The following is a 25,030-nucleotide window of genomic DNA, read 5'->3' as shown; positions in this document are numbered from 1 at the left end:
ATCTTCTTTGATAGACTGTAGATGTCAAGGAAATATAGTCTTTTAGTTTACTTTTAGTACTAGGCAACGAGCTGTAGGCTGTACTGAAGTACGGCAAAGCGAGTTAACAACGTAATAAAAGAAAAACTAAATGACGATACATGTGGAAAGCGTACGGTCTGCATAATTTCCAATCAAGTCATAAATATAATAGGAGGATAAATCATGTCACATCATCCAATCCATGTCTTTTCAGAAATTGGTAAGCTGAAAAAAGTTATGTTGCACAGGCCAGGTAAGGAAATCGAAAACCTGATGCCAGACTACCTCGAACGTCTCTTGTTTGATGATATTCCTTTCCTAGAAGATGCTCAAAAAGAGCACGATGCCTTTGCACAAGCCCTTCGTGATGAAGGCGTAGAAGTACTTTACCTTGAACAATTGGCTGCGGAATCATTGGTTACCCCTGAAATTCGTGAGCAATTTATTGATGAGTATCTTGAAGAAGCCAATATTCGTGGTCGTGCTACCAAAAAAGCCATTCGCAAACTCTTGTTGGCTATTGAGGATAACAAGGAGTTGGTAGAAAAAACCATGGCTGGTATTCAAAAAGCTGAATTACCAGAAGTCCCTGCTGAAGAAAAAGGTTTGACAGATTTGGTTGAATCTTCTTACCCATTTGCGATTGATCCAATGCCAAACCTTTACTTCACACGGGATCCATTTGCGACCATCGGTAACGCGGTATCTCTCAACCATATGTATGCGGAAACCCGTAACCGCGAAACCTTGTATGGTAAGTATATCTTCACCTATCACCCAGACTATGCAGGTAAGGTTCCTTTGGTTTATAACCGTGAGGAAACAACCCGTATTGAAGGTGGTGACGAGCTCGTTCTATCTAAAGATGTTTTGGCAGTTGGTATTTCACAACGGACCGATGCAGCTTCTATTGAGAAACTCTTAGTAAACATCTTCAAACAAAATGTTGGCTTCAAGAAAGTATTAGCCTTCGAATTTGCTAATAACCGTAAGTTCATGCACTTGGATACTGTCTTTACCATGGTCGACTATGATAAATTCACTATTCACCCAGAAATTGAAGGAGATCTTCGTGTCTTCTCTGTGACTTATGAAGATGAAACACTTCACATCGAAGAAGAACATGGAGACTTGGCAGAGTTGTTGGCAGCGAACCTTGGTCTTGAAAAAGTAGAGTTGATTCGTTGCGGTGGGGACAACATTGTCGCAGCAGGTCGTGAGCAGTGGAATGACGGCTCTAATACTCTGACCATTGCACCGGGCGTCGTTGTTGTTTACAAACGCAATACTATCACCAATGCCATTTTGGAATCCAAGGGTCTTCGTTTGATTAAGGTCAGCGGAAGCGAATTGGTACGCGGTCGTGGTGGACCACGTTGTATGTCTATGCCATTTGAACGGGAAGACCTCTAAGAAGAGGAATGAGTTAAAAAGAAACATAGGAGAAAAACAATGACAAACATTTTTAAAGGCAGACACTTCCTTGCAGAAAAAGATTTTACTCGTGCAGAGTTAGAATGGTTGATTGATTTTTCAGCACATTTGAAAGATTTGAAAAAACGCAACATTCCTCATCGCTATTTGGAAGGAAAAAACATTGCCCTCTTGTTTGAAAAAACATCAACACGTACTCGTGCTGCCTTCACAGTAGCTTCCATTGACCTTGGTGCTCATCCAGAATATCTTGGTGCAAATGACATCCAACTTGGTAAGAAAGAATCGACTGAAGATACTGCTAAGGTTTTGGGACGCATGTTCGACGGTATTGAATTCCGTGGTTTCAGCCAAAAAATGGTGGAAGAATTGGCAGAATTCTCTGGTGTGCCAGTATGGAATGGTTTGACAGATGCATGGCACCCAACTCAAATGTTGGCGGACTACTTGACAGTCAAAGAAAACTTTGGCAAATTGGAAGGTTTGACCTTGGTTTACTGTGGTGATGGACGTAACAACGTTGCCAACTCACTGTTGGTAACAGGTGCCATTCTTGGTGTCAATGTGCATATCTTCTCACCAAAAGAACTCTTCCCTGATGAAACAGTTGTAGCATTGGCAGAAGGCTTTGCCAAAGAAAGCGGAGCACGTGTATTGATCACGGACAATGCTGATGAAGCAGTCAAAGGCGCAGATGTTCTCTATACAGACGTTTGGGTATCTATGGGTGAGGAAGACAAATTCGCAGAACGCGTTGCCCTCTTGAAACCATACCAAGTCAATATGGAATTGGTGAAAAAAGCAGAAAATGACAATCTTATCTTCTTGCACTGCTTGCCAGCCTTCCATGATACAAACACGGTTTATGGTAAAGATGTTGCTGAAAAATTCGGCGTAGAAGAAATGGAAGTAACAGACGAAGTATTCCGCAGCAAGTATGCTCGTCACTTCGACCAGGCTGAAAACCGTATGCACACAATTAAAGCGGTTATGGCGGCTACTTTAGGTGATCCATTTGTTCCACGTGTGTAAAATCTAGTCATCGCACCTCCTGGGGGCTTGTACCCGGCCCCCTTTTATGGAGTTGAAAATGTAAGCGATTTCTAATTGAAAGAGAGGCGAAAACATAAGATATGGTAAATCGTAAAATTGTAGTAGCCTTGGGTGGCAATGCTATTTTATCTTCCGACCCATCGGCTAAAGCCCAAAAGGAAGCCTTGGTACAAACAGCCAAGCACCTTGTTAAACTAATCAAAAATGGTGACAACTTGATCATCACGCATGGTAATGGTCCTCAAGTCGGAAACCTCTTGCTCCAAAACCTGGCAGCTGACTCAGAAAAGAACCCAGCTTTTCCACTGGATAGCTTGGTAGCTATGACAGAAGGCTCCATTGGTTTCTGGTTGCAAAATGCCTTGGAAAATGAATTGATCAAGGAAGGCATTGAAAAAGATGTAGCTTCCGTCGTTACCCAGGTTATTGTTGATAAAAATGACCCAGCCTTTGAGAATTTGACCAAACCTATCGGACCATTCTACACAGAGGAAGAAGCCAAAGCAGAAGCTGAAAAGACTGGCGCAACCTTCAAAGAAGATGCTGGTCGTGGCTGGCGTAAAGTCGTGGCTTCGCCAAAACCAGTAGGTATTAAGGAAATAGGTACCATTCGTACCCTTCTCAATGCAGGTGAAGTGGTCGTAGCTGCTGGTGGTGGAGGTATTCCAGTTGTCCAAGAAGCAGACGGTACTCTTACCGGTGTGGAAGCAGTTATCGATAAGGACTTTGCTTCTCAATGCTTGGCAGAATTGGTTGATGCAGACCTATTTATCGTTTTGACAGGCGTAGACTATGTCTTTGTCAACTACAATAAACCAGACCAAGAAAAATTAGAAACTGTTACCGTAGCTGAATTGGAAGAATACATCAAACAAAATCAATTCGCACCTGGTTCCATGCTACCGAAAGTTGAAGCAGCTATTGCTTTTGTAAACAATAAGCCGCAATCAAAAGCAGTCATTACCTCATTAGAAAACTTAGGCGCTTTGATTGAATCCGATAGCGGTACTATCATTGTCAAAGGCTAAGTAGCTGTATGTATCGTTGAGGCTTCTATTTGTTGATTTACTCTGCATGAAAATATAGTTTTTAAACTAGACGGGTTATTTATTGATGGAGTTAGGGGAGTGGAAGTATTGATAGTCCTACAAGGGTTCCCTTTAATCGAAACATGAAGGTCTGGGCTTCTAAGCTCCCTCCCCTCTCATCCATTTCCTATCAAGTATCTATCTATAAGCAATGATTTCAGATAATAGACTGAAGGAGATAGACATCTCTTGAAGATAGGTGGATATTTGATACGGTCATTTCGGATACAAGATTACTTTAAAAATATTATAGGAGGTTTTTGCGATGAGCGAAAAAGTGAAAAAAGGCTTTAAAATGCCTTCGTCGTATTCTATTTTGATGCTCATTATTGCCTTTATGGCAGTTATGACATGGATTATTCCAGCTGGTCAGTATGAGAAAGACGAAGCTGGGAAATTTATCACAGGCACCTATCAGGCTGTAGCTCAAAATCCGCAGGGGATTTGGGATATTTTGATGGCACCTGTTCGGGCTATGTTGGGTCACGGTGATACCAGCAAGGCTATCGACGTTGCCTTCTTCATCCTGATGGTTGGTTCCTTCTTGGGTGTGGTCAATGAAACGGGCGCGCTTGATGTAGGGATTGCCTCTATCGTGAAACGTTTCAAAGGCCGTGAAAAAATGTTGATTTACATTCTCATGCCTTTGTTTGCCTTGGGTGGCTCCACCTATGGTATGGGTGAGGAAACCATGGCCTTCTTCCCACTGCTAGTTCCAGTTATGATGGCGGTTGGTTTTGACAGTATCACTGGTGTGGCTATTATCTTACTTGGTTCTCAAATCGGCTGTTTGGCTTCTACTGTAAACCCATTTGCGACAGGTGTTGCTTCTGATGCGGCAGGTGTGTCTTTGGCAGATGGTATGATTTGGCGGATTATCTTCTTTATCGTCATTTTGGGCTTGGGCGTTTGGTTCGTTGCTAACTATGCTGAAAAAGTGCAAAAGGACCCGACTAAATCACTTGTTTACAAACAACGTGAAGCAGATATGGCCCACTTCAATGTCAATACTTCAAAAGAAGAAGTAAATGCTGTCTTAACCCCTGCTCAAAAACGTGTTCTTTGGGTATTTGTGTTGACCTTTGTTGTCATGATTTGTAGCTTTATTCCTTGGGAAGACTTGGGTGTCTCTGTCTTTGCTGATTTCAATACTTGGTTGCTTGGCTTGCCAGGTATCGGTCAAGTCATTGGTAGCTCAACCTATCCATTTGGCTGGTGGTACTTCCCTGAAGGAGCTATGCTTTTTGCAGTAGCAGGTGTCTTGGTCGGTGTGGTCTATGGCATGGATGAAGCGCGTCTTGTCAAGGCCTTTATGAATGGTGCTGCGGACTTGCTCAGCGTTGCCCTTATCTGTGCAGTGGCGCGTGGTATTCAAGTGATTATGAATGATGGTATGATTACGGCGACCATTCTACATTGGGGCGAAGTTGGTTTACAAGGTCTATCTTCACAGGTCTTCATTATTTTGACCTATCTCTTCTACTTACCGATGTCCTTCTTGATTCCATCCACATCTGGTCTTGCAGGCGCATCAATGGGTATCATGGCACCTCTAGGCGAATTTGTCAATGTACCAGCTCATTTGATTATCACAGCCTTCCAAGCAGCTTCTGGTGTATTGAACTTGGTTGCTCCTACATCAGGTATCGTAATGGGTGCCTTGGCTCTTGGTCGTGTGGAAATCGGTACTTGGTACAAGTTTGTTGGTAAATTGATTGCAGCTATCGTCCTTGCCTCAATCGCTATCCTTGTCATTGCGACATTCTTCTAATCGAAAATCTGGGTCAGTTTCTATCTTTGAAGCAGATGAAATCTGGCTCAGTTTTTCCTTTTGTGATAGAATGGAATTAGTAAGAACAATAGTTTAATCTGTTGAAAGGAGTAACAATGGAAACAAGTTTTATTCAAACTACTCATCAGGAAGAGTGTGTCCAGGCTATTAAAGATTTGGTGGCTTTTCCGTCTGTCCTACATGAACATCAGGCTGACACACCATTTGGTCAGGCTATTCAGGATGTCTTGGAACACACCCTAGCCATGACTGAGAAGATGGGCTTTACTACCTATCTGGATCCAGAAGGCTATTATGGCTATGCAGAAATTGGTCAGGGGAAAGACTTGCTGGCTGTTCTCTGTCATTTGGATGTCGTACCTGCTGGTGATCTCAAGCAATGGAATACACCGCCATTTGAAGCAGTCGTAAAAGATGGCTTCCTGATTGGTCGCGGTGTTCAAGACGATAAGGGACCATCTATGGCAGCCCTCTTTGCGGTCAAGGCTTTGATGGATGCAGGTATCACTTTTACCAAACGTATTCGCTTTATTTTTGGTACCGATGAAGAAACACTTTGGCGCTGTATGAATCGCTACAATCAAAAAGAAGAAGTAGCGACCATGGGCTTTGCACCGGATTCTTCCTTCCCTTTGACTTATGCTGAAAAAGGCTTGCTCCAGGCCAAATTGCATGGACCAGGTCACTCTTGTCTGAGTATTGATGCAGGAACTGCCTATAACGTAGTACCTGCCAAGGCTAGTTACTCAGGTCACTTATTAGCTGGGGTCATGGCAGAGTTGGACCAGCTGGGCTTTGATTATGAAAGCAATGATGACCAAGTGACCGTTCTGGGTATTTCGCGGCACGCCAAGGATGCTGCTGAGGGGGTTAATGCCATCGTACGTTTGGCCAAGGCCTTGGACAAATTTGAAGACCATCCGACTTTAAACTTTATTGTCCATGCTATCGGTGAAGATGCCACAGGCTTCAAGCTGTTTGGCGATGTAACCGACGAGCCGTCAGGTACCTTGAGTTTCAATATTGCGGGTCTGACCATCCATGCCAAGAAATCAGAAATTCGATTGGATATTCGTATTCCTGTAACTGCGGATAAGGAGGCTCTAGTTACTACATTACAAGCTAAAGCGCATTCCTGTGGCTTGACCTATGAGGAGTACGACTACCTTGCTTCCTTGTACGTCCCACTAGATAGCCAGTTGGTATCAACGCTTATGTCCGTCTATCAGGATAAAACAGGAGATCTGGACAGCCAGCCTATCTCATCTGGGGGAGCGACTTTTGCTCGAACCATGCCAAACTGTGTGGCCTTTGGAGCTTGTTTCCCTGACACAGAGCAGACGGAACACCAGGAAAATGAACGCATGCCATTGAAAGATTTGTACAAAACAATGGACATTTACGCGGAAGCTATTTATCGTTTGGCGGCGGAATAAAAGAAATGTTCTCAGATTGTTTGGTCTGAGAACATTTCTTTTATTCGACAGCTTTCTAATCAAGCCTTGCTAAAGAAGAAAGGAGGAGCATACTGTTTGAGGTACTCAAAACAAGACTGGGCACTTTCATTATCCTCACAGATAATCAAGCAGACATCATCGCCACAAACTGTCGCGATGATTTCAGGGATTTCCATTGCATCCAAAATAGAGCCAAAGGAATTGGCCAGACCAGGCAGGGCTTTCAAGATGACCTGATGCTGAACAGGCTTGAGCATGACCAAGGCATCCTCCATATAGAGCCGAAGGCGTTTTTCCCAGCGACTTGGAGCAATGGGATTGATGACATAATGAGAAGAATCATCTTCATTGACCTTGACCAAATTGAGCATCTTAATGTCGCGGGATAGGGTGGACTGGGTGACAGTTACACCGTTCAAATTGAGGAGTTCTTGTAGTTCTTGTTGGGTATGGATTTTTTTCTCCATAACCAAGGACAAAATCAATTGGTGACGACTTTCAATCTTGTTCATAGGAACCTCCTACAAATATGGTTGTACATGGAAAATTCATCAGAAAGTCTTGACTGGATTGGCCATGGACAAGGAAAGTGTCGCTATTGAAGAAACATAGCATCTCCAAAACTGAAGAAGCGGTAGCCTTCTTCAACAGCGTGTTTATAGGCATCTAAGACGAATTCTCGACCTGCAAAGGCAGATACCAACATAACCAAGGTTGATTTTGGTAGATGGAAGTTGGTTGAAAAGGCATCGATGATGCGGAATTGGTAACCAGGTTTGATAAAAATATTGGTCCAGCCAGAATCAGCTTCTAAGCGACCATCGAATTTATTTCCGATGGTTTCCAGGGTGCGAATGGATGTGGTACCAACTGCAACAATCCGACCGCCCTGGTCTTTGACCTGATTGAGCGTTTGAGCTGCATCGGCGGATAGGTTATAGAATTCGGAGTGCATTTCATGTTGGTCAAGATTGTCAACGGAAACTGGTCGGAAGGTACCTAGACCAACATGAAGGGTCAAATAGACTAGCTTGACACCCTTGGCTTCAATTTTTTCTAGTAGTTCTTGGGTGAAATGAAGGCCGGCGGTCGGTGCGGCGGCAGAACCATTTTCTTTGGCATAGACTGTTTGATAGCGTTCACGGTCTTCTAATTTTTCATGGATGTAAGGCGGAAGTGGCATTTCGCCCAGACTTTCTAAGACTTCTAGGAAGATACCTTCATAGGTAAATTCCACAATTCTCCCACCGTGTTCTAATTCTTCTACAATAGTGGCGGTTAGTCTGCCGTCACCAAAGGCAACTGTGGTGCCGACTTTCAGGCGTTTTGCTGGTTTAGCAAGCACTTCCCACTGGTCACCTTGGGTATTTTTCAAAAGTAAAAGCTCCACATGACCCTTGGTTTCGGGCTTGTAGCCATAGAGGCGGGCAGGGAGCACGCGCGTGTTGTTCATGACCAGAGCATCCCCAGGATTTAGCTGGTCAATGATGTGGTCGAAGTGGCTATCGACCATGGTTTTCTGCTGGCGGTCGAGAATGAGTAGTTTTGAGCTGTCGCGTTTTTCAAGTGGAACTTGGGCAATCAGTTCCTCTGGTAATTCAAAATCAAAATCTGCGGTATTCATGTGTTCTCCTTATGAAAAAATGGTAATAAAATAGAAGAGTAGGCCAAATGGAAGCAAGACCAAGGGAAGTCCAATCGTGAAAAATACGATTTTCAATGTTCTTGAATTGGTAATAAGATAGCCTGCTAGGCAGTTGAGAATACCGAGAAAAAATAGGTATATAAGTACAGTTGTCATACCTTTATTATACCATAGTTGCATCCCTAAGTCTTGACGAACGAAAAGGAATGAGAAATAATTTTCTAATTTATTATACTAATTTTTATTGAAAAATATAATGTGATAAGCTTGACAAAAATTGGTCTATACCATATAATAGGTTTATAAAATCGGTCTATACCAAAAAGGAGAAATAAGAATGAAAGTTCATATCGTGAAGAATCAAGTGGAAGGGGCAGCTATTGCCTTTGATATTCTCAAGCAGAAATTAGCAGATGGTGCGCAGGTTCTGGGTTTGGCTACAGGTTCCAGCCCGATCGAATTTTACAAGCAGGTTCGTGAAAGTGATCTGGATTTTTCTGAGGTGACATCTGTGAATCTGGATGAGTATGTTGGTTTGGGTGAAGACAGTGACCAGTCCTATGTCTATTTTATGAAAGAGCATCTTTTTACTGCTAAACCATTCAAGGAAAACCATTTGCCAAACGGTTTAGCTACTGATCTTGATGCGGAGTTGGTGCGCTACAATGCTATTTTGGAAGAGCATCCTGTTGATTTCCAAATTCTAGGTATCGGTCGCAATGGTCATATCGGCTTTAATGAGCCAGGGGCTTCCTTTGACGGAGTTGCCCGCGTTGTGGATTTGGCGCCATCAACCATCGAAGCCAACGCTCGCTTCTTTGCGGATCCAGAGGAAGTGCCTAAGCAGGCAATCTCCATGGGCATCGCCAATATTATGGCAGCCAAGACCATTGTCCTCATGGCTTATGGTCCTGAAAAAGCTGACGCCATTAAGGCGACAGTGGAAGGTACCGTGACGGAGGAAGTTCCAGCAAGTGTCCTCCAAAACCACGATGACGTCGTTCTCATCATTGACGAAGCCGCAGCAAGTAAATTGACAAAATAAGAGTTAAAAACCGGCCACCTTTTTAGGCAGTCGGTTTTCTTATTTTCTTCCAACTTGCTAGTATCCATATTAGCAAACGTGATTTCGGAATGGCTAATCCCATAAGCGGACAAATGCGACAGTTAACTTAGCCTGCGTGCCTTGAGCAAGCATAAAGTAAAACACCCATGGCGGCCAACCATGGGTGTTTTACTTTATGCTTAACTTTACCGAACTTTTAAGCACAATGATTATAACATATATGTCTCTAGTTTTCAAGTGTCCAGTCTAAGTCAGGGCCAACTGGGACAATACCTGTTGGGTTAATGGTCTTGTGGCTACCATAGTAATGTTGCTTGATATGGTCGAAGTCAACCGTTTCCGCAATACCAGCATGATTATAAAGTCGCTTGGTATAGTCCCACAGATTTGGAAAGTCAACCAAGGCCTTGATATTGCACTTAAAATGTCCAAAATAGACAGGGTCAAATCGCACTAAGGTAGTAAAGAGGCGAATATCAGCCTCTGTCAGCTGATTGCCCACCAGATAGTCCTTATCTGCCAAATGCTCTTCCAATTTATCCAAGGCAGCAAAGAGATTGTTGACTTCTTTCTCATAAACTTTCTGGTTGGTTGAAAAACCTGCCTTGTAGACACCGTTGTTGATGTTGGGATAGACAAAATCATTCATGGCATCAATCTCAGCTTGTAGGTGTTCTGGATAGTAGTCATCGTAGTTGCCTGTAATGTCATTGAAGGCAGTATTGAACATGCGCATGATTTCAGCCGATTCATTGCTGACAATGGTATTGGTTTCTTTGTCCCAGAGAACAGGAACCGTTACTCGACCAGTGTAATTAGCATCTGCTTTCAAGTAAACTTGATAGAGATAGTCGCTGTTAAAAATTGGGTCCTTGATCACACCAGGACCGTCTGCGAAGGTCCAACCATTTTCTAACATGAGCGGATGGACGATAGAAAGCGAGATGTGTTCTTCCAAGCCTTTCAGTTTTCGCATGATCAAGGTCCGACTGGCCCAAGGACAAGCCAAGGAAATGTAGAGGTGGTAACGACCAGATTCTGCCTTGAAACCGCCGTTTCCTGTTGGACCAGCCTGACCGTCTGGTGTAATCCAGTTGCGAAATTGTGTGACAGTACGGACAAACTTACCGCCTGTTGACTTGGTGTCATACCATTGGTCCAACCATTTGCCATCTTGTAAAAGTCCCATAACGTTCTCCTTTTCTTTACTAGGAAATCACCCGATAATTAGTTGAGTTCTTTCTTTATATCACTAATTAGTATTATAAAAGATTTTAAAACAAAGTCAAGTCAGATGTTTTATGCTAGAATAGTGCTATGAGATTGGATAAGTGTTTAGAAAAGGCAAAAATTGGCTCCCGCAAGCAAGTAAAAAAATTATTTAAGGCCCAACACATCAAGATTAACGGGCTAGTTGCTCAAAGTCTCAGTCAGATTGTTGACCCAGGCCTGCAAGAAATCATGGTAGCTGGTAAGAGGGTTGAGCAGGAGGGTAGTCGTTATTATCTGCTCCATAAGCCTGCTGGTGTCGTTTCTGCCGTGTCTGATAAGGACCACCAGACTGTCATCGACCTGATTTCACCAGAGGATAGGGCAGACGGGCTCTATCCTGTCGGTCGCTTGGACAGGGACACCGAAGGTCTAGTGCTCATCACCAACAACGGTCCACTTGGCAACCGCATGCTCCATCCTAGTCACCATGTAGACAAGGTCTACTATGTGGAGGTCAACGGCCCCTTGGGTCAGGATGCCCCGACATTCTTTGCTTCAGGCGTTACCTTTTTGGACGGCACCCGTTGCCAGCCCGCAGATTTGACTGTTTTGGAGGCTTCTTTGGGCCATAGCAGAGCGACCATCAAGTTGGCAGAAGGCAAGTTTCATCAGGTCAAGAAGATGTTTTTAGCCTATGGTGTCAAGGTCACCTATCTCAAGCGGATTTCCTTTGGAGGATTTGAGCTGGGGGATTTGGAACGAGGTGCATACAGACAACTTAGTCCCAATGAAATGGACCATCTACTCACTTATTTTGACTAGAGGAGGGAAAATGATGAGTATTTATGATTTTACAGTACAAAAACAAGATGGGACAGACCAGTCCATGGCTGACTATCAAGGACAAGTACTTTTGATTGTCAATACGGCAACAGGCTGTGGATTAGCTCCTCAATACAAGGAATTACAGGAGCTCTATGATAGCTATAAAGACAAAGGATTTGTGGTACTGGATTTTCCTTGCAATCAATTTTTAAATCAGGCACCTGGTTCTGCTGAAGAAATCAATCAGACCTGCAGTTTGAACTATGGAACAAGTTTCCCACGATTTGCAAAAGTGGCTGTAAACGGTGTAGAAGCTAGTCCGCTTTATCGCTATCTCAAGAAAGAAAAATCAACCTTATTAGGAGGTCGAATTGAATGGAATTTTACCAAGTTTTTGGTCGATAGACAGGGGCGCGTGGTCAAACGCTATTTACCAACGACTAGTCCATTAAAACTGAAAGAGGACATTGAACTTTATTTGGAAAAGTAAGAAGAAGGCTGGAGAAATCTAGCCTTCTTGTTTTAATAAGAATAGAAAATAGGGCGCTCCAATTATGGTAAGTACCAAACCAGTTGGTATACCTGTACCGACCAAGAAGGAACGGGCGACCATGTCAGCAAGAACCATCAGGATACTTCCAATCAGAAAGGCAGTGGGTAGGCTGACTTGATGTTGTTTACCAACTATTTGTTTGGCCAAATGACCAGCCAGTAGGCCGACAAAGGCAGTATTACCAACCAGTAGGGAACTAAGACTGGCTAGGCTTGTTGCTATTAAAATGACCATCAGGCTTTCTTTCTGCCTATTTAGACCCAAACCAGTTCCCAGGCTGGCTTCTAATTGCAGAATATTTAGTCTGGAGAAACGAATGAAGCTCAGCAAGCAGAGGACAAGCAGGGCTGGACCGACAAGACTGATGGTTTGCCAGTCATCTCCGACATATCTCCCTGTTAACCAACCGATAATGTTTTCCAACTTGTAGCGGTCAAACCGGACCATGAGGCTAATCATACTGCTGGAAAACAGGCTAGCCAGACCAACACCAGTTAGGACCAGTCGCGTCGGTTCTATCCCTCGGCCCTTTTTATAAGCCAGTAAATAGACCAAGCCAGTTGCTAGAAATCCCCCTGTAAGAGCCAGAACTGGCTGCGAAAGTGGAAAAGTTACGTTCCATGTCAGTGCAAGCGTCAGCAAGAGCCCTGCCCCCGCATTGACACCCAGAATGCCAGAATCTGCCAAGGCATTTCTTGTCAATGTCTGAAATAAATGTCCACTAACTGCCAGAGCACCACCAGCTAGAATGGAAACCAAAAGACGTGGCAGGCGGATTTTCCAGAAAATCAACTGGGTCGCTGTGTTTGCCTGTCCGCTTAAGGTTGCGAATAAATCTGTCAGCCCAAGTTTACTGTAGCCTATTATTAGGGAGAGCAAGGAAAGGACGGTCAGAAGGAGTAAAAGCAAGAGCAGAATATCCTTTTTCTTCATGCTTGAAATTCCCCCTTTCGAATGAGCCAGAGAAAGATTGGAAGTCCGACAAAGCTAATCAAACTGCTCAAGGGAGTTTCATAAGGTGGATGGAGGGTTCGACTAATCAAATCCAGCCAGATTAGAAAACCAGCTCCAGCCAAGGATGAAAAGGGTAAGATATAACGGTAATCTTTTGGAAGCATGGAAGTCAAGAGGTTGGGGATAATAAGTCCGATAAAGGATAGGGAACCAACTAAGGCGACAGAAGAAGCTGACAAGAGTACAACGATGGCCAGGAAGAAGATGGTCATCTTATGAGTATCTTGTCCCAAGGCAGTAGCCACTGTATCATCCAAACTCAGAATGGTCAAAGAATGGGCAAAAACTTGTGCAAGTAGCAGCCCCAGTAAAATAAGAGGGGCTAACCAGTATAAACTATTCCAGCTAATGTTGGTCAGGCTACCTGCTTCAAGACCAACAATGTGGTTGGACAAATCATATAATAGAGCTATTCCCTGTCCCAAGGCTTGCGTGAGAGCAGTGACCATGATACCTGCTAAAATAAGTTGGAGTGGACCTTTAGAATGCTTTTTTTCTTGGCTGAGAAAGATGACTAAGCTAGCTGAGCAAGCAGCTCCCACTAAACAGGCAAGAATACTAAGGAGCTCAGAAGAATGGGGCCAGAAGACCATTTTCAAAATCAGAAAGAGCCCAGCTCCAGCAGGAATTCCCAGTAGCCCAGGGTCTGCCAAGCGATTACGCGTCACGGCCTTCATGATAGTTCCAGAGGTCGCAAGACTTGCCCCAACCAGCCCTGCCGCCAAAATCCGAGGTAAGCGCAATTCAATTAGAACATCTTGAAGTTTTGACTGACGCAAGGGATTTTTTAAGACGGAGAGGATTTGGTCATGAGAGTAAGAAATAGCTCCCAAACGAAATCCCCAGTAAGAACCCAGCAAGAGAAGAAAGAGCAGGAGGAAAAAAAGAGGGGAAGGCGATAGGCTAACCTTGAAGTTAGCTGCAACCTCTTCCCCATTTTTTCTCTCCAAGTGTTTCAAAAACATAGAGAATCAATCCTTATTTTGTGATAGCTTCCTTGAGAATGTTCAGTTGATACTCAAGTGAAATCGGGTCGTTGAAGTAGAAGGCCTTGCTATCTACCTTGATGACACGATTGTTTTGAACAGCTGGAAGGTTTTTCCACAAATCGCTGTTCAATAGACCTGCGGCAACACTTTCGTCTTCAACAGCCAAGATAATGTAGTCCCCTGCGTAGTCTGGCAAAACTTCCTGTGACACAGCAAGGAAACCTGGACCGAAGACTTCATCCTTGACTTTTTGAGGAGCGGTATAAGCTAGTTCTTGGTAAATAATCTCTCCACCACGTCCCCAGTTATTACCGAAGAGGTAGAGGTCTTGACCAAGATAGCCCATGATGGTAAAGGTTGCATTGTCGCCTGTTTTAGCCTTAATTTCCTTGGCAGCACTTGCAACATTCTCTTTCCAAGTAGTTTGCCATTCTTCAACAGCGGCTTCTTGTCCAAAAATTTGACCAAAGACTGTCAAGGTTTCAGCATAAGTATGCTTGCCATATTCAAGGGAAATGGTAGGAGCAATCTCAGCAAGCTGTTCGATTTTTTCATCTGTCGAGCCAGTCACGATAAGGTCTGGTTCCAGCGCAGCGATAGCTTCCAAATCCTCGCTAGTAACAGCAGTAGCATCGCTTAATTTTTCAGCAAAGGCTGGATTTTCCAAGTCGTAGGAAGTCGCACCGACCACATCAAAGCCCAGCTGTAACAAATAACCAGTGTTAGCAAAGTTGAGGCTGACCACCTTTTTAGGCTGAGCAGGAATGTCTCCATAGTAGGCAACTCCCTCGATAGTGGGCATGCTCGAAAGGGCTGTTTGGCTTTCCTTTTGGGAAATAGCAGAGCAGGCAGTCAAGACAAGGACTGACAAAACAAGACTGAGAGAAAGTAGAAACTTTTTCATAAAAACTCCTTTATGTTAATCGATCATGGTGTGCGAGTGTAGGTGGCTAGAATGGGATAACCATAGTGACTGGCAGGCAGAATTTCTGCTTCAATACCAAAGATTTGTCGCAGATGTTCAACAGTGATAACCTCATCTACGCTTCCTTTATGAAGGACCTGTCCATCTTTCATGGCAATGAGGCAATCAGAGAAGCGGGCAGCGTGGTTGATGTCATGCAGGACCATGACAATGGTTTTGCCGTTTTCTTGATTGAGTTTCCTCAGTAACTGCAAGACTTCTAGTTGATGCTGCATATCCAGATAGGTGGTCGGTTCATCTAAAAAGATGGTATCCGTATCTTGTGCCAAGGCCATAGCTATCCAAACCCGTTGCCGCTGCCCACCTGATAGGGATTGGACAGATACTTGAGCGAATTCCATGGTTTGCGTCACTTCCAAAGCCCAGTCAATTTTTTCTCTATCGAGGTCCGTCAGTCTGCCAAAGGCATGCTGGTGAGGAAAGCGGCCATAAGAAACCAAATCATAGACTCGAATCCCGTCCAAACTTTCCTGTACCTGTGGGAGTAGGGCCAACTGTTTAGCAATCTCCTTTGTCGGAATTTGTTGCATGTCTTTTCCATCCAAAAAGACCGCTCCCTTTTCAGCTGGTAAAATACGGCTGAGAGCCTTTAGTAGCGTGGATTTTCCACAGCCATTGGCACCGATAATACTGGTGATTTTTCCAGTAGGAAAGTCTATCGATAGGTCTGCTAGGATTGATTTTTTCCCATAAGAAACGACCAAATCCTTGGCTGATATGGTAGCCATACACCCTCCTTTACTCACATTGAAATCCATTATATCATAGTTTTTAGGATAAACAAAGATTTTTCTGACAATTTTAATCTAATAAGAATGATTATAAAAATGCTAACTAAGCACAGGGGAATGCTGGGCGGAAGCAGAATTATATTTGTTTAGTATTTTCTATAATGTTATAATATCTATAGAAATAAGATATAGGAGGAATGTTCTATGAATAGCCTATGGCGAGAAGATAGAAGTCTATTGGATAGCTATCTATTGAGTGCCCTTTGTATATCTAGTATGCTGTTGGTGCTGACAAGCCTGATCCAGTTTGTCCATGACAAAGACTATAGCCTCTTTTTCCTCCAGTTGTTTCTCCTTCCCATTGTGTACCTGCCCTTCTTTCACAAACCAAGTAGGAAGAGATTTTTGCTAGTCACTTTTTTAGGGGGACTGACTAGCAGCCTTCTGCGTGACAGTGGAATAGTTGGTTTTGCAGTGCCCAATAAGATGGTCTTCTTCTATTTGTTGGTCTTGCTTACTCTTTACCTTGTTCGCCATTATTTGCTAGTTAATAAGAAATTGTCAGAATGACTGAAACAAGCCATCGCTCCAAAGGGAACGATGGCTTGTTTTGGGTTTATCGATATTTTTTAGCGATTTCAAGGTCGCCTGCATAGTCTTGACGCTGGTCATTGACAATCTGGTAGGCATCAGCTCCCTTGCCTGCAATGATGACGGCATCTTGAGAAGTAGCAGTTTGGCTCATAGCTGTGCGAATGGCTTCTTCGCGGTCTAAGATGAACTCACTTGGTCGGGTCATGTGGGCGCGGATTTGCTGGGCAATTTCAGCAGGGTCCTCACGGTTGGGGTCATCAGCTGTCAGAATCACCTCAATCTGCGGATAGTCATTGAGCAGCAGACCGAAGTCCTTGCGGCGACTTTCTCCCTTATTGCCAGGAGCTCCCAGAATTAAAATCACCTTGCCTGTCTGGTGTTCCAAGACGACATCGATTAGCTTTTTCACACTGTCACCGTTGTGGGCGTAGTCTACAAAAACCTTGGCTCCGTTTTGTTGAGTCAGGACTTCCATACGGCCAGGGACATTGGTTTGGGCAATTCCTGTGTGAATGTCTTCCAGACTTGCACCCAAGCGGAGACAGGCCAGTCCAGCTGCGATGGCATTTTCTTGGTTGAAGCCACCGATCAGTTGGATGTCATAGTGGCCAGCTAATTTGCCGGTCGCTGTGAAGTCAAAACCTGCTGACTGGGTGATTTCATTTTCAGAAGTCGGTCCATAAAAGTCATGGTCTTTGGAGATGACTTGCTCTTTCACCACTTCAAAATGGTCCATGCCAGCATTGACAATAACTGCTCTGCTATTGTCCATCAAAAGACGCTTGTGGTAGAAATAGTCCTCAAATGTCGGGTGCTCAATGGGCCCAATGTGGTCGGGGCTGATGTTGAGGAAGACGCCGACATCAAAGGTCAGCCCGTAAACCCGCTTGACCAGATAGGCCTGGCTGGACACTTCCATAATCAGGTGGGTCATGCCGTTTTGAACCGCCTCCGCCATCATGGCAATTAGGTCCAGACTTTCAGGAGTGGTCAGGGCAGATTTGAAGAAGGTTTTGCCGTCCAGGGTAGTGTTCATGGTCGAAAGCATGGCAGGCTTGTGGTTGATGTTGAGAATGTTAAAGGCAAAATAAGCCGAGGTTGTCTTACCCTTGGTGCCGGTGAAGGCCAAAAGTTTGAGCTTTTTCTGGGGATGACCATGAAATTCCATGGCAATCAAGCTCATTGCCTGCTTGATGTCCTTGACCAGAATGGCAGGAATACCGACTGCATGGTCGATTTCAGACACATAAAAAGCAAGTCCGTTTTCAATAGCCTTTTCCAAAAATTCCTTCTTAAAGGCCAAACCCTTGGCAAAAAAGAGGGTCGTAGGGCTGACCGTTCGGCTGTCATAGCTGAGAGCGTCGAACTGGACATCTGTCCAAGTGCTGTCAGTCTGATTATTTTGTTTGATCTGGCGGAAGTTGTCATCCGCTTTTAAGGTGTCTAATACTCGTTCAATTGTAATCATGTTTCTATTGTAAACCTATCTAGTGGTTTTTACAAGTCTGGACTTTGTAAATAAAGGCTTTTTGATTGTTAAAATGATTACATATGACATTTCTTCCTGAAACAAATTTATGCTATAATAGGAGGGATTGAAAAAGGAGAAGTCTATGTTTTATTCTTATCTACGAACGCTATTAACATTCTTGTTGTGGGCCATCAATGGTAATATTCATTACCATGACAGAGAAAATATTTTGCCGCAGGAGGAAAATTATATTCTTATCGCTCCGCACAAAACCTTCTGGGATCCAGTCTTTCTGGGCTACGCAGCTGCTCCTAAGCAGTTCATCTTTATGGCCAAAAAAGAACTTTTCAAGGACCGCGGTTTTGGCTGGTGGATTTCAAAATGTGGAGCCTTTCCCATTGACCGTGAAAATCCTGGTATGGCAGCCATTAAGTATCCAGTTAACATGTTGAAAAAAAGTGACCGTTCGCTTGTTATGTTCCCATCTGGTAGCCGTCATTCCTCTGAATTAAAAGGTGGTGTGGCGGTTATTGCCAAGTCTGCCAAGGTCAAACTCATGCCAGCCACCTATGTGGGTCCCATGACTATCAAGGGGCTCTTAGCTGGTGAGCGAATCGATGTGGTTTTTGGAAATCCTATCGATGTTTCGGACATCAAGCGTATGGATGATGCAGGTACAGCAGAAGTAACTAGCCGAATCGAGGTGGAATTCAAGCGATTAGATGACCTTGCTGCCTCTTTCCAAACCAAGAAGAAACCAAATATCTTGACCTATATCTATCGTATTCCAGTTCTGATACTGGTTGCCCTTATCTTGGGCCTGACCTATGTCTTTAGCTATATTGCCAGCTTCTTCTGGCAACCAAGTACTAAACTCGATAAGTAAATTTTTAAACTCGCTTTTGCGGGTTTTTTGTTTGCAATCATTTTAGGCAAAGCCCTTAATTGTGCACATGTGTTTTGCTTTCAACAACACCGAGCATGCTCTTAAGAATAGTCATTCTAATGATTAGAAATAATTGAAAAAATTAACAAAAAAATTTTTTATGCTCTTTACATTTCTGGAGAAATTGATATACTATATTTATAATATATAAATATCTACATATAAGGAGTTTTTGTGATGAAACATTATAAAAAACTGTTGCTGATGGGAATGGCTGCCTTGACCTTGGGAGCATGCGTACCTACTCAAACAAGTCCAGGTGGAACCAATACCACTATCAATATTGGTTATTCACAATTGCCAGCTAATATCCATCCTGCTGAAGATTATAATGGCTGGTTCACAGTCCGTTATGGTGTGGGGGAAACCTTGTTCAAATTGAACAACGATTTACAAGTAGAACCTTGGTTAGCTGAAAAAATCGAATCAGTCAGTGATGTAGAGTGGAAAATTACCTTAAAGGATAACATTACCTTCCAAAATGGTGAAAAAATGACAGGGCAGAAGGTAAAGGAGTCGCTAGAGTATCTTATTTCTAAAAGCGATCGTGCCAAGGCAGACTTGGGGATTGTGTCTATCAGTGCAGATGGTCAAACAGTTATTATAAAAACAGAGCAAAGACAACCGATTATGGCCAATCTATTGGCAGAACCCTATTCAGTCATTATAGATGTTGCTGCAGAGCCAATAGCCAAACAAGGACCAGTGGCAACAGGACCTTATAAAATGATGAAATATATACCTGAAAGCGGTGTTGAATTAGAAGCCTACGAGGGATATTGGGCAGGAAAACCAAAAACAACGAACATAAATATTAAGTATTTTACAGATGCAACAGCCATTGCCGCTGCGCTCAAATCAGGTGAAGTAGATGCTGTTTATGGCTTGCCGTATGCTAACTTAGAAACCTTCAAATCAGATAGTACCAATTTTAAAACCAGTGAAGTTGAGGGTTCAAGATATGTTCAATTTAGCTATAACTTGGAACAACCAGAAGGTCAAGATAAAACATTCCGCCAAGCCCTTGATAGTTTAGTGGACAAGGAAACCTATACGTCCTCCTTATTTAAAGGAGCAGCTAAGGTGGCAGATACAGCCTTTCCTAATAATTTTGAATTTGCCTTGGGAACAAGTGTTCATGAATACAATGTAGAGAAAGCAGTACAATTATTGGATGAAGCTGGCTATAAAGATACAAATGGTGATGGACTAAGAGAGGCAAATGGTCAAAATATCAAGTTAGATTTGATTACATATAACCGTCTTGCAGAAATGCCTTTATCCGTTCAAGCCTATCAACAACAATTAAAGGAAGTTGGTATTGATTCGGAGGTCATTACTGTGGATAAACCGACTACGGCGGTTTCTGAGAATAAATACGATGTCTTAACCTATACCGTTGTTGCGGCACCGATCGGTGATCCATATGCTTATTACAAGAGTGTCTTTTATACTAACGGATCTGCCAATATTGCCCACTATTCAAATCCAGCAGTAGATAGCCTTATTGATCAGTTACAGGTAGAGCCTGACCAAGCAACGCGTAGTGAATTGAGTAAACAAATTCAAAAATTGGTAGATGAGGATTATATCTTTACCTACATTGGTCATTTCAAAGTAGCACTTGTCATGAACAACAATATTCAGGGATTTGAATCTCACGCAACCGATTACTATCATGTAACAAATCAGATTGTGAAGGAATAGAAGATGTTACAGATCAACCAGTTAACCATCTCATCTCCAACAAATGATATTCTGCAAGGAATAACTCTTCACTTGAAAAGTGGAGAAAGTGTAGCGATTGTTGGTGAAAGTGGGAGTGGTAAGACAACCTTAATCAAGGGTATCCTAGCTCTTCCTCTTGCAAATTTAAGGCAGACGGCTGGGCATATTCAGTTTGAGGACCAGACAATCGAATTAACCAATAAAAGGCAAGAGTTGCCTTTTATTGGTATTGATATTGCTTGGATTACCCAGAATGCTACACTAAGTTTTAATGAAAAACGAACCATAAAATCACATTATAGAGATTTGTATCAGACCTACAGCAAGTATAGGACTGATTTGCGAACCTTAGAAGAATGTTTTGCCTTGGTAGACTTGCCTTATAGCAATGAAATCATCAATAAGTATCCCTTTGAATTTAGTGGGGGACAGATGCAACGGATAGGAATAGCGCTTGCCTTGGTAGCAAGACCTAAGTTACTCTTGGCAGATGAGCCGACCAGTGCCCTAGATGCTTTAAATAAAAAAACATTAGTCAATCTTTTAAAACGATTGCATCAAAATGAAGGGGTGTCCCTGCTGATTGTCACTCATGATATGAGCGTTGCCAAGGATATTTCAGAAAGATTGGTTGTGATGAAGGATGGCAAGATTGTTGAAACTGGAAAGACAGGTGAGGTTTTGTCTAAACCACAAGAAACCTATACAAGAAAGTTACTGGATGCCATTCCAACTATAAGAACAGTATAGAAGCAGGTGTAGAAAATGAAGCGTATTTTACAATGTCACAATCTAACATACTTTTATAAAAAAGATGTAGGTATAAAAAATATCAGCTTTGAGTTGTTTTCTGGGCGTGCACTTGGATTGGTTGGTGAAAGCGGTAGTGGAAAAAGCACCATTGCTCAGCTTATTTGTCAATTACTGACCATTCAAGAGGGGGATGTTCAATTACTAGATCGATCTTTCCAAACATTTTCACCTAAGGAATTCTATAGGGCGGTACAGTATATTCCTCAAAATCCTCAGGAGTATTTTCATCCTAAGAGGACAATTAAGGAAAGTTTAGAGGAGGTCATTGATAATTTTAAGCTGTTTCCTGGTGAGCAAAAAATAGATGTCTTGGTAAGAGCAGTTTCAGAAGTTGGATTAAGAGAACAGCATCTTTATCAATTTCCCCATCAATTAAGTGGTGGTGAGTGTCAGCGTGCCAGTATTGCCAGAGCCTTGTTACTGCATCCCTCGCTTATCATTTGTGATGAAGTGACCAGTGCCTTGGATGTGACCATTCAGGCGGATATTATGAAGTTATTGGGAGAAATAAAAGAAAAGCATGATGCCGCTTTTCTTTTTATCGGTCATGATATTGCCCTGGTCAGCCAGTTTTGTGAGCAGATTATTGTTTTAAAAGATGGTCAAATCATTGAACAGGCAGATACCTTGACCTTGGTCAATCACCCTCAGACTAGTTATACTCAGTTGCTTTTGGAAGCCTATGGAAGATTTTAGTGATGATTGAACTTATAGAAAATACTCCCAGTCACACACTGGTTAGGGCTTATATGCCTATTACGGATGAGTATTCGATCCCCTATACATTGATAAAAGGAAGAGAGAGTCATCCCTTGGTTTTGATTACAGCAGGCATACATGGTTGTGAATATGTGGGAATGAAAACCAGTATGTCTGTAGTAAAGGACATTGAGGCGAAACAATTCGAGGGGTCTGTCTTGCTTTTTCATGCAGTAAATCTGACAGGCTTTTATCAAAAAATAACGACTCTGGTACCAGAAGATAGGGTAAACCTCAATCGGATATTTCAGGATACTAACTGTTATCAGACCGTGAGCTATCAAATAAAGCAGGTTTTTAGGGAAAAGTTGCTACCTCATGTTGATTATCTCTTAGATTTACATGGAGGGAATAAAGAGGAACTTCTAACGCCTCATGTTTATTATTCTCTACTAGGAGATATGGCGACTATTCAAGCTTCTGAACGACTTGCCCAAGTAAGTGGAAGTCCAATTATTTTTGCTTCTTCGAATGTAGGGGGACTTTATCAGGCAGCAGCTATTGACTATAAAATACCCAGTATTCTAATAGAGCAAGGAGATAGTGGAACTTGTTTGCCAGAAGATATTCAAAAGATGAAAGTTTCTTTGCTTCAGTTGCTGGAATATATTTTTGAAGAGAAAGAATCTGATCAGACACAGCAGGTTTATTACAAAAAATATTATTCATTTAGTAGCAGTTATTTAGCTTGCTGGTTCTGCTTTGTAAAACCTGGAGATAGGGTTGAAAAAGGTCAGTTTATCGGTCAGCTACATACCATACATGGGGAAGTATTGGAGGATTTTTTTGCCTTAGAATCGGGGACTGTCCTTTATCAGAAGGCAAATCTAATCACCGGTAGAGGAGAGTCTTTGATAACCATTGCTTACTAGTTCGCAACTCATCAATAAATTGAAACAGCTGCATCAGCGTTTGTAGATGACTGTCTATATCAGTTTATGTGATTGAGTGGAAGGAGAATCATGTTAAAAAGTATTGCAAAGATATTGCTTAAATTTATCATCATCTTATTTTGTGTAAGTTTTATCTCATTCTTGCTTTCTTACTTGGCACCTGGAGATCCTGCTGAAGCTATTTTGAACCAGGAAGGTGTTCCAGTCACACAAGAATTACTGGATTTAACGAGAGAAAAATTGGGTTTAAACGATCCTTTCCTTACTCAGTATTTTAGGTGGCTTTCAAAAATTGTGGTCTTTGATTTCGGTGTGACCTACAATACTGGTGCTCCTGTTTGGGATCAGTTGGTATTTTATTTCCCTAATACCCTCTATTTGTCCATGTATATTCTTTTGGCAACCTTGTTGCTATCGATTCCTACAGCCTTGGTCATGGCCTATAAGAAGGACAGCTTGTTTGATAGGACCCTTATGTCATTACTCGGGATTTTAAATGCTATTCCTACCTTCGTTTTTGGAATTATTCTTATTTTAATTTTCTCTGTACATTTAAAATGGTTTCCAGTGCAATCTACGGCTAATTCCTTGGGGATTGTTTTACCGGTTGTCACCTTGGCTTTGGCCATGTCCTCAGTTTATACCCCTCAACTTCGGACAGCTTTTTTAGAGGAACTTAATATGCCTTTTGTAGAAGGAGCAAGGGGACGGGGAATTAGTGAATGGCGTATTATCATTTTCGATGTTTTAAAAAATACAGTTCCGTTCATTATTACCCTAGTCAGTCTTTCTTTGGGGGCCTTAGTTAGTGGAGTAACGATTATTGAGCATTTGTATTCTTGGCCAGGTATGGGAAAGCTCCTTGTTACAGTAGTAGCTAATCAGGATTATCCAATTATACAAGGGACCGTACTCTTTGTAACAGTGGGTGTTTTGACGGTCAATCTGGTTTCACAAGTTTTGATTGCTTGGTTAAATCCGAAAATACGCTTGGGAAATAAATAGGAGTCTGTATGCAAATAAGAAATAAACGATTATTGATTTTAGGAATAATCCTCCTAGTTTGGCTGGCTATGATGTATCTATTGCCCTATTTTTTTACTGACAGTATTACCAAGGTGGACTTATCCAATGCTTTGCAGGGACCAAGTCAGACGGAGTGGTTTGGGACTGATGCGCTTGGTCGGTCAGTCTTTGCGAGGGTAATGAGTGGTGGTAGAGAAAGTATTTTTTCGGGTATCTTAGTCTTATTTACGATTGTAGTCATTGGTTCCGTCATTGGTATTTCTAGTGGTTTAATTGGTGGGAGAGTTGACCAGGTGGTTCTACTGATTATCACTGCCTTTCAAGCCTTTCCAGCCATTGTCTTGGTGATTGCTATTGTAGGGATTTTAGGTGTGGGGCTCCAGCAAACAGTCTTGGCTATGTGTATGGTTGCTTGGACCAAATATGCTTATCTGACACGTTCCATCACCCTACAGCTAAAAGAAGAGTCCTACATTAAATCTGCTAAAATGTACGGAAATAGCTTTTGGTCAACCATACTAAATTATTATTTGCCCATGATAAAGCCTCAGATTTTAACAACCATGAGTTTTGATGTGGGCATTGTTATCATGGAGATTTCGGGTCTGAGTTTCATTGGCTTGGGGGCGCAGGTACCTAGTCCGGAATGGGGAACCATGATCAATGATGGTAGGATTTATATCCAAGAAGCACCATGGATTGTTATTTTCCCGTGTATCATGCTCATGATTACGATTTTGATCTTTACAAAATTTGGAGATGAGTTAAAGAAATATTACAATAATGAGGTTTCAGGTTAAAAAGCTTATCAAGACAGTATGTTTGAGACAAGTATCTTAGAGGTATTTGTCTTTTGTAATTATTTTGTCAGTCCTGCTTTGTTTAAACATAAAAAATCACCCACTATTCACCATTTCTAAAGTAGTTGGATTTTT

The 25,030-nt window shown here is 42.5% G+C and carries 25 protein-coding genes; 16 read left to right on the top strand and 9 right to left on the bottom strand.

From position 1 onward, the window contains the following. Nucleotides 1-204: 204 nt before the first annotated feature. From arcA to C1E58_RS04230, 5 genes are all read left to right on the top strand, one after another. Nucleotides 205-1,434, top strand: coding sequence for an arginine deiminase (gene arcA / locus C1E58_RS04250; protein ID WP_105209471.1), 1,230 nt, complete (start codon nt 205-207; stop codon nt 1,432-1,434). A 39-nt stretch (nt 1,435-1,473) separates the two neighbouring features. Then, complete coding sequence (argF, locus tag C1E58_RS04245; protein WP_105118362.1) at nt 1,474-2,487, top strand: ornithine carbamoyltransferase; 1,014 nt, start codon at nt 1,474-1,476, stop codon at nt 2,485-2,487. Nucleotides 2,488-2,588: 101 nt separating this feature from the next. Continuing rightward, nucleotides 2,589-3,536, top strand: coding sequence for a carbamate kinase (gene arcC / locus C1E58_RS04240; RefSeq protein ID WP_105209470.1), 948 nt, complete (start codon nt 2,589-2,591; stop codon nt 3,534-3,536). Nucleotides 3,537-3,861: 325 nt separating this feature from the next. Then, on the top strand, nt 3,862-5,367 hold the full coding sequence (locus C1E58_RS04235) for a YfcC family protein (protein ID WP_105113463.1): 1,506 nt from the start codon (nt 3,862-3,864) through the stop codon (nt 5,365-5,367). Nucleotides 5,368-5,483: 116 nt separating this feature from the next. Next, nucleotides 5,484-6,824, top strand: a complete 1,341-nt coding sequence (locus tag C1E58_RS04230; protein WP_105209469.1) for a dipeptidase — start codon at nt 5,484-5,486, stop codon at nt 6,822-6,824. Between the two features lie 59 nt (nt 6,825-6,883). Here the strand turns inward: C1E58_RS04230 and C1E58_RS04225 are convergent, their stop codons facing one another. From C1E58_RS04225 to C1E58_RS12190, 3 genes are all read right to left on the bottom strand, one after another. Beyond that, nucleotides 6,884-7,357 carry an arginine repressor gene (locus tag C1E58_RS04225; protein WP_105118366.1) on the bottom strand — a complete coding sequence of 158 codons (474 nt, stop codon included), beginning with the start codon at nt 7,355-7,357 and terminating at the stop codon, nt 6,884-6,886. Nucleotides 7,358-7,440: 83 nt separating this feature from the next. After that, on the bottom strand, nt 7,441-8,469 hold the full coding sequence (gene queA / locus C1E58_RS04220; RefSeq protein ID WP_105209468.1) for a tRNA preQ1(34) S-adenosylmethionine ribosyltransferase-isomerase QueA: 1,029 nt from the start codon (nt 8,467-8,469) through the stop codon (nt 7,441-7,443). Between the two features lie 9 nt (nt 8,470-8,478). Then, nucleotides 8,479-8,646 (bottom strand): hypothetical protein, encoded by a 168-nt coding sequence (locus tag C1E58_RS12190; protein WP_193441735.1) that lies wholly within the window; start codon nt 8,644-8,646, stop codon nt 8,479-8,481. A gap of 181 nt (nt 8,647-8,827) precedes the next feature. On the opposite strand from C1E58_RS12190, the gene C1E58_RS04210 reads away from it, so the two are divergent. Next, nucleotides 8,828-9,535 carry a glucosamine-6-phosphate deaminase gene (locus tag C1E58_RS04210; RefSeq protein ID WP_105209466.1) on the top strand — a complete coding sequence of 236 codons (708 nt, stop codon included), beginning with the start codon at nt 8,828-8,830 and terminating at the stop codon, nt 9,533-9,535. Between the two features lie 247 nt (nt 9,536-9,782). Here C1E58_RS04210 and C1E58_RS04205 read toward each other — a convergent pair whose 3' ends face one another. Then, entirely contained in the window at nt 9,783-10,745 is a 963-nt protein-coding gene (locus C1E58_RS04205) for a glutathione S-transferase family protein (RefSeq protein ID WP_105209465.1), read from the bottom strand. Between the two features lie 128 nt (nt 10,746-10,873). On the opposite strand from C1E58_RS04205, the gene C1E58_RS04200 reads away from it, so the two are divergent. Together C1E58_RS04200 and C1E58_RS04195 are read left to right on the top strand one after the other, a co-directional pair. After that, on the top strand, nt 10,874-11,590 hold the full coding sequence (locus tag C1E58_RS04200) for a pseudouridine synthase (protein ID WP_105209464.1): 717 nt from the start codon (nt 10,874-10,876) through the stop codon (nt 11,588-11,590). Between the two features lie 13 nt (nt 11,591-11,603). Next, the gene (locus tag C1E58_RS04195) at nt 11,604-12,083 is read left to right on the top strand and encodes a glutathione peroxidase (RefSeq protein ID WP_105209463.1); all 480 of its coding nucleotides are present in this window, start codon (nt 11,604-11,606) and stop codon (nt 12,081-12,083) included. Nucleotides 12,084-12,101: 18 nt separating this feature from the next. Here C1E58_RS04195 and C1E58_RS04190 read toward each other — a convergent pair whose 3' ends face one another. Genes C1E58_RS04190 through C1E58_RS04175 form a run of 4 tightly spaced genes read right to left on the bottom strand, consistent with a single transcriptional unit; the run spans nt 12,102 to nt 15,862 of the window. Continuing rightward, nucleotides 12,102-13,079 carry a FecCD family ABC transporter permease gene (locus tag C1E58_RS04190; protein ID WP_105209462.1) on the bottom strand — a complete coding sequence of 326 codons (978 nt, stop codon included), beginning with the start codon at nt 13,077-13,079 and terminating at the stop codon, nt 12,102-12,104. Beyond that, the gene (locus C1E58_RS04185) at nt 13,076-14,125 is read right to left on the bottom strand and encodes a FecCD family ABC transporter permease (protein WP_105209461.1); all 1,050 of its coding nucleotides are present in this window, start codon (nt 14,123-14,125) and stop codon (nt 13,076-13,078) included. Before C1E58_RS04185 ends, C1E58_RS04190 begins: the two co-directional genes overlap by 4 nt. 13 nt (nt 14,126-14,138) lie before the next feature. Further along, a complete protein-coding gene (locus tag C1E58_RS04180; RefSeq protein WP_105209460.1) occupies nt 14,139-15,053 on the bottom strand; it encodes an iron-hydroxamate ABC transporter substrate-binding protein in 915 nt (304 codons plus the stop codon). 23 nt (nt 15,054-15,076) lie between these two features. Continuing rightward, nucleotides 15,077-15,862 (bottom strand): ABC transporter ATP-binding protein, encoded by a 786-nt coding sequence (locus tag C1E58_RS04175; protein WP_105209459.1) that lies wholly within the window; start codon nt 15,860-15,862, stop codon nt 15,077-15,079. 207 nt (nt 15,863-16,069) lie between these two features. Between C1E58_RS04175 and C1E58_RS04170 the strand changes: the two genes are divergently transcribed. Next, nucleotides 16,070-16,435 carry a hypothetical protein gene (locus C1E58_RS04170; RefSeq protein ID WP_105113301.1) on the top strand — a complete coding sequence of 122 codons (366 nt, stop codon included), beginning with the start codon at nt 16,070-16,072 and terminating at the stop codon, nt 16,433-16,435. A gap of 46 nt (nt 16,436-16,481) precedes the next feature. Here the strand turns inward: C1E58_RS04170 and C1E58_RS04165 are convergent, their stop codons facing one another. Next, the gene (locus tag C1E58_RS04165) at nt 16,482-17,927 is read right to left on the bottom strand and encodes a UDP-N-acetylmuramoyl-L-alanyl-D-glutamate--L-lysine ligase (RefSeq protein WP_105209458.1); all 1,446 of its coding nucleotides are present in this window, start codon (nt 17,925-17,927) and stop codon (nt 16,482-16,484) included. A gap of 145 nt (nt 17,928-18,072) precedes the next feature. Between C1E58_RS04165 and C1E58_RS04160 the strand changes: the two genes are divergently transcribed. The 7 genes from C1E58_RS04160 to C1E58_RS04130 all read left to right on the top strand — a co-directional run bounded on the left by C1E58_RS04160 (nt 18,073) and on the right by C1E58_RS04130 (nt 24,895). Continuing rightward, the gene (locus C1E58_RS04160; protein WP_105209457.1) at nt 18,073-18,816 is read left to right on the top strand and encodes a lysophospholipid acyltransferase family protein; all 744 of its coding nucleotides are present in this window, start codon (nt 18,073-18,075) and stop codon (nt 18,814-18,816) included. Nucleotides 18,817-19,053: 237 nt separating this feature from the next. After that, a complete protein-coding gene (locus tag C1E58_RS04155) occupies nt 19,054-20,583 on the top strand; it encodes an ABC transporter substrate-binding protein (protein ID WP_105209456.1) in 1,530 nt (509 codons plus the stop codon). A 3-nt stretch (nt 20,584-20,586) separates the two neighbouring features. After that, complete coding sequence (locus tag C1E58_RS04150; protein WP_105209455.1) at nt 20,587-21,354, top strand: ATP-binding cassette domain-containing protein; 768 nt, start codon at nt 20,587-20,589, stop codon at nt 21,352-21,354. Between the two features lie 15 nt (nt 21,355-21,369). Beyond that, a complete protein-coding gene (locus tag C1E58_RS04145) occupies nt 21,370-22,113 on the top strand; it encodes an ABC transporter ATP-binding protein (protein WP_105209454.1) in 744 nt (247 codons plus the stop codon). Between the two features lie 2 nt (nt 22,114-22,115). After that, nucleotides 22,116-23,048, top strand: coding sequence for a DUF2817 domain-containing protein (locus C1E58_RS04140; RefSeq protein WP_105209453.1), 933 nt, complete (start codon nt 22,116-22,118; stop codon nt 23,046-23,048). 90 nt (nt 23,049-23,138) lie between these two features. Then, complete coding sequence (locus C1E58_RS04135; RefSeq protein ID WP_105209452.1) at nt 23,139-24,074, top strand: ABC transporter permease; 936 nt, start codon at nt 23,139-23,141, stop codon at nt 24,072-24,074. Nucleotides 24,075-24,082: 8 nt separating this feature from the next. Beyond that, nucleotides 24,083-24,895: an ABC transporter permease gene (locus C1E58_RS04130; RefSeq protein ID WP_105209451.1), complete on the top strand. Its 813-nt coding sequence runs from the start codon at nt 24,083-24,085 to the stop codon at nt 24,893-24,895. The last annotated feature ends 135 nt before the right edge of the window (nt 24,896-25,030 follow it).

It is taken from the genome of Streptococcus suis (assembly GCF_002964575.1).
Taxonomy (GTDB): domain Bacteria; phylum Bacillota; class Bacilli; order Lactobacillales; family Streptococcaceae; genus Streptococcus; species Streptococcus suis_R.
This window is presented reverse-complemented; position numbering and strand designations above follow the sequence as displayed.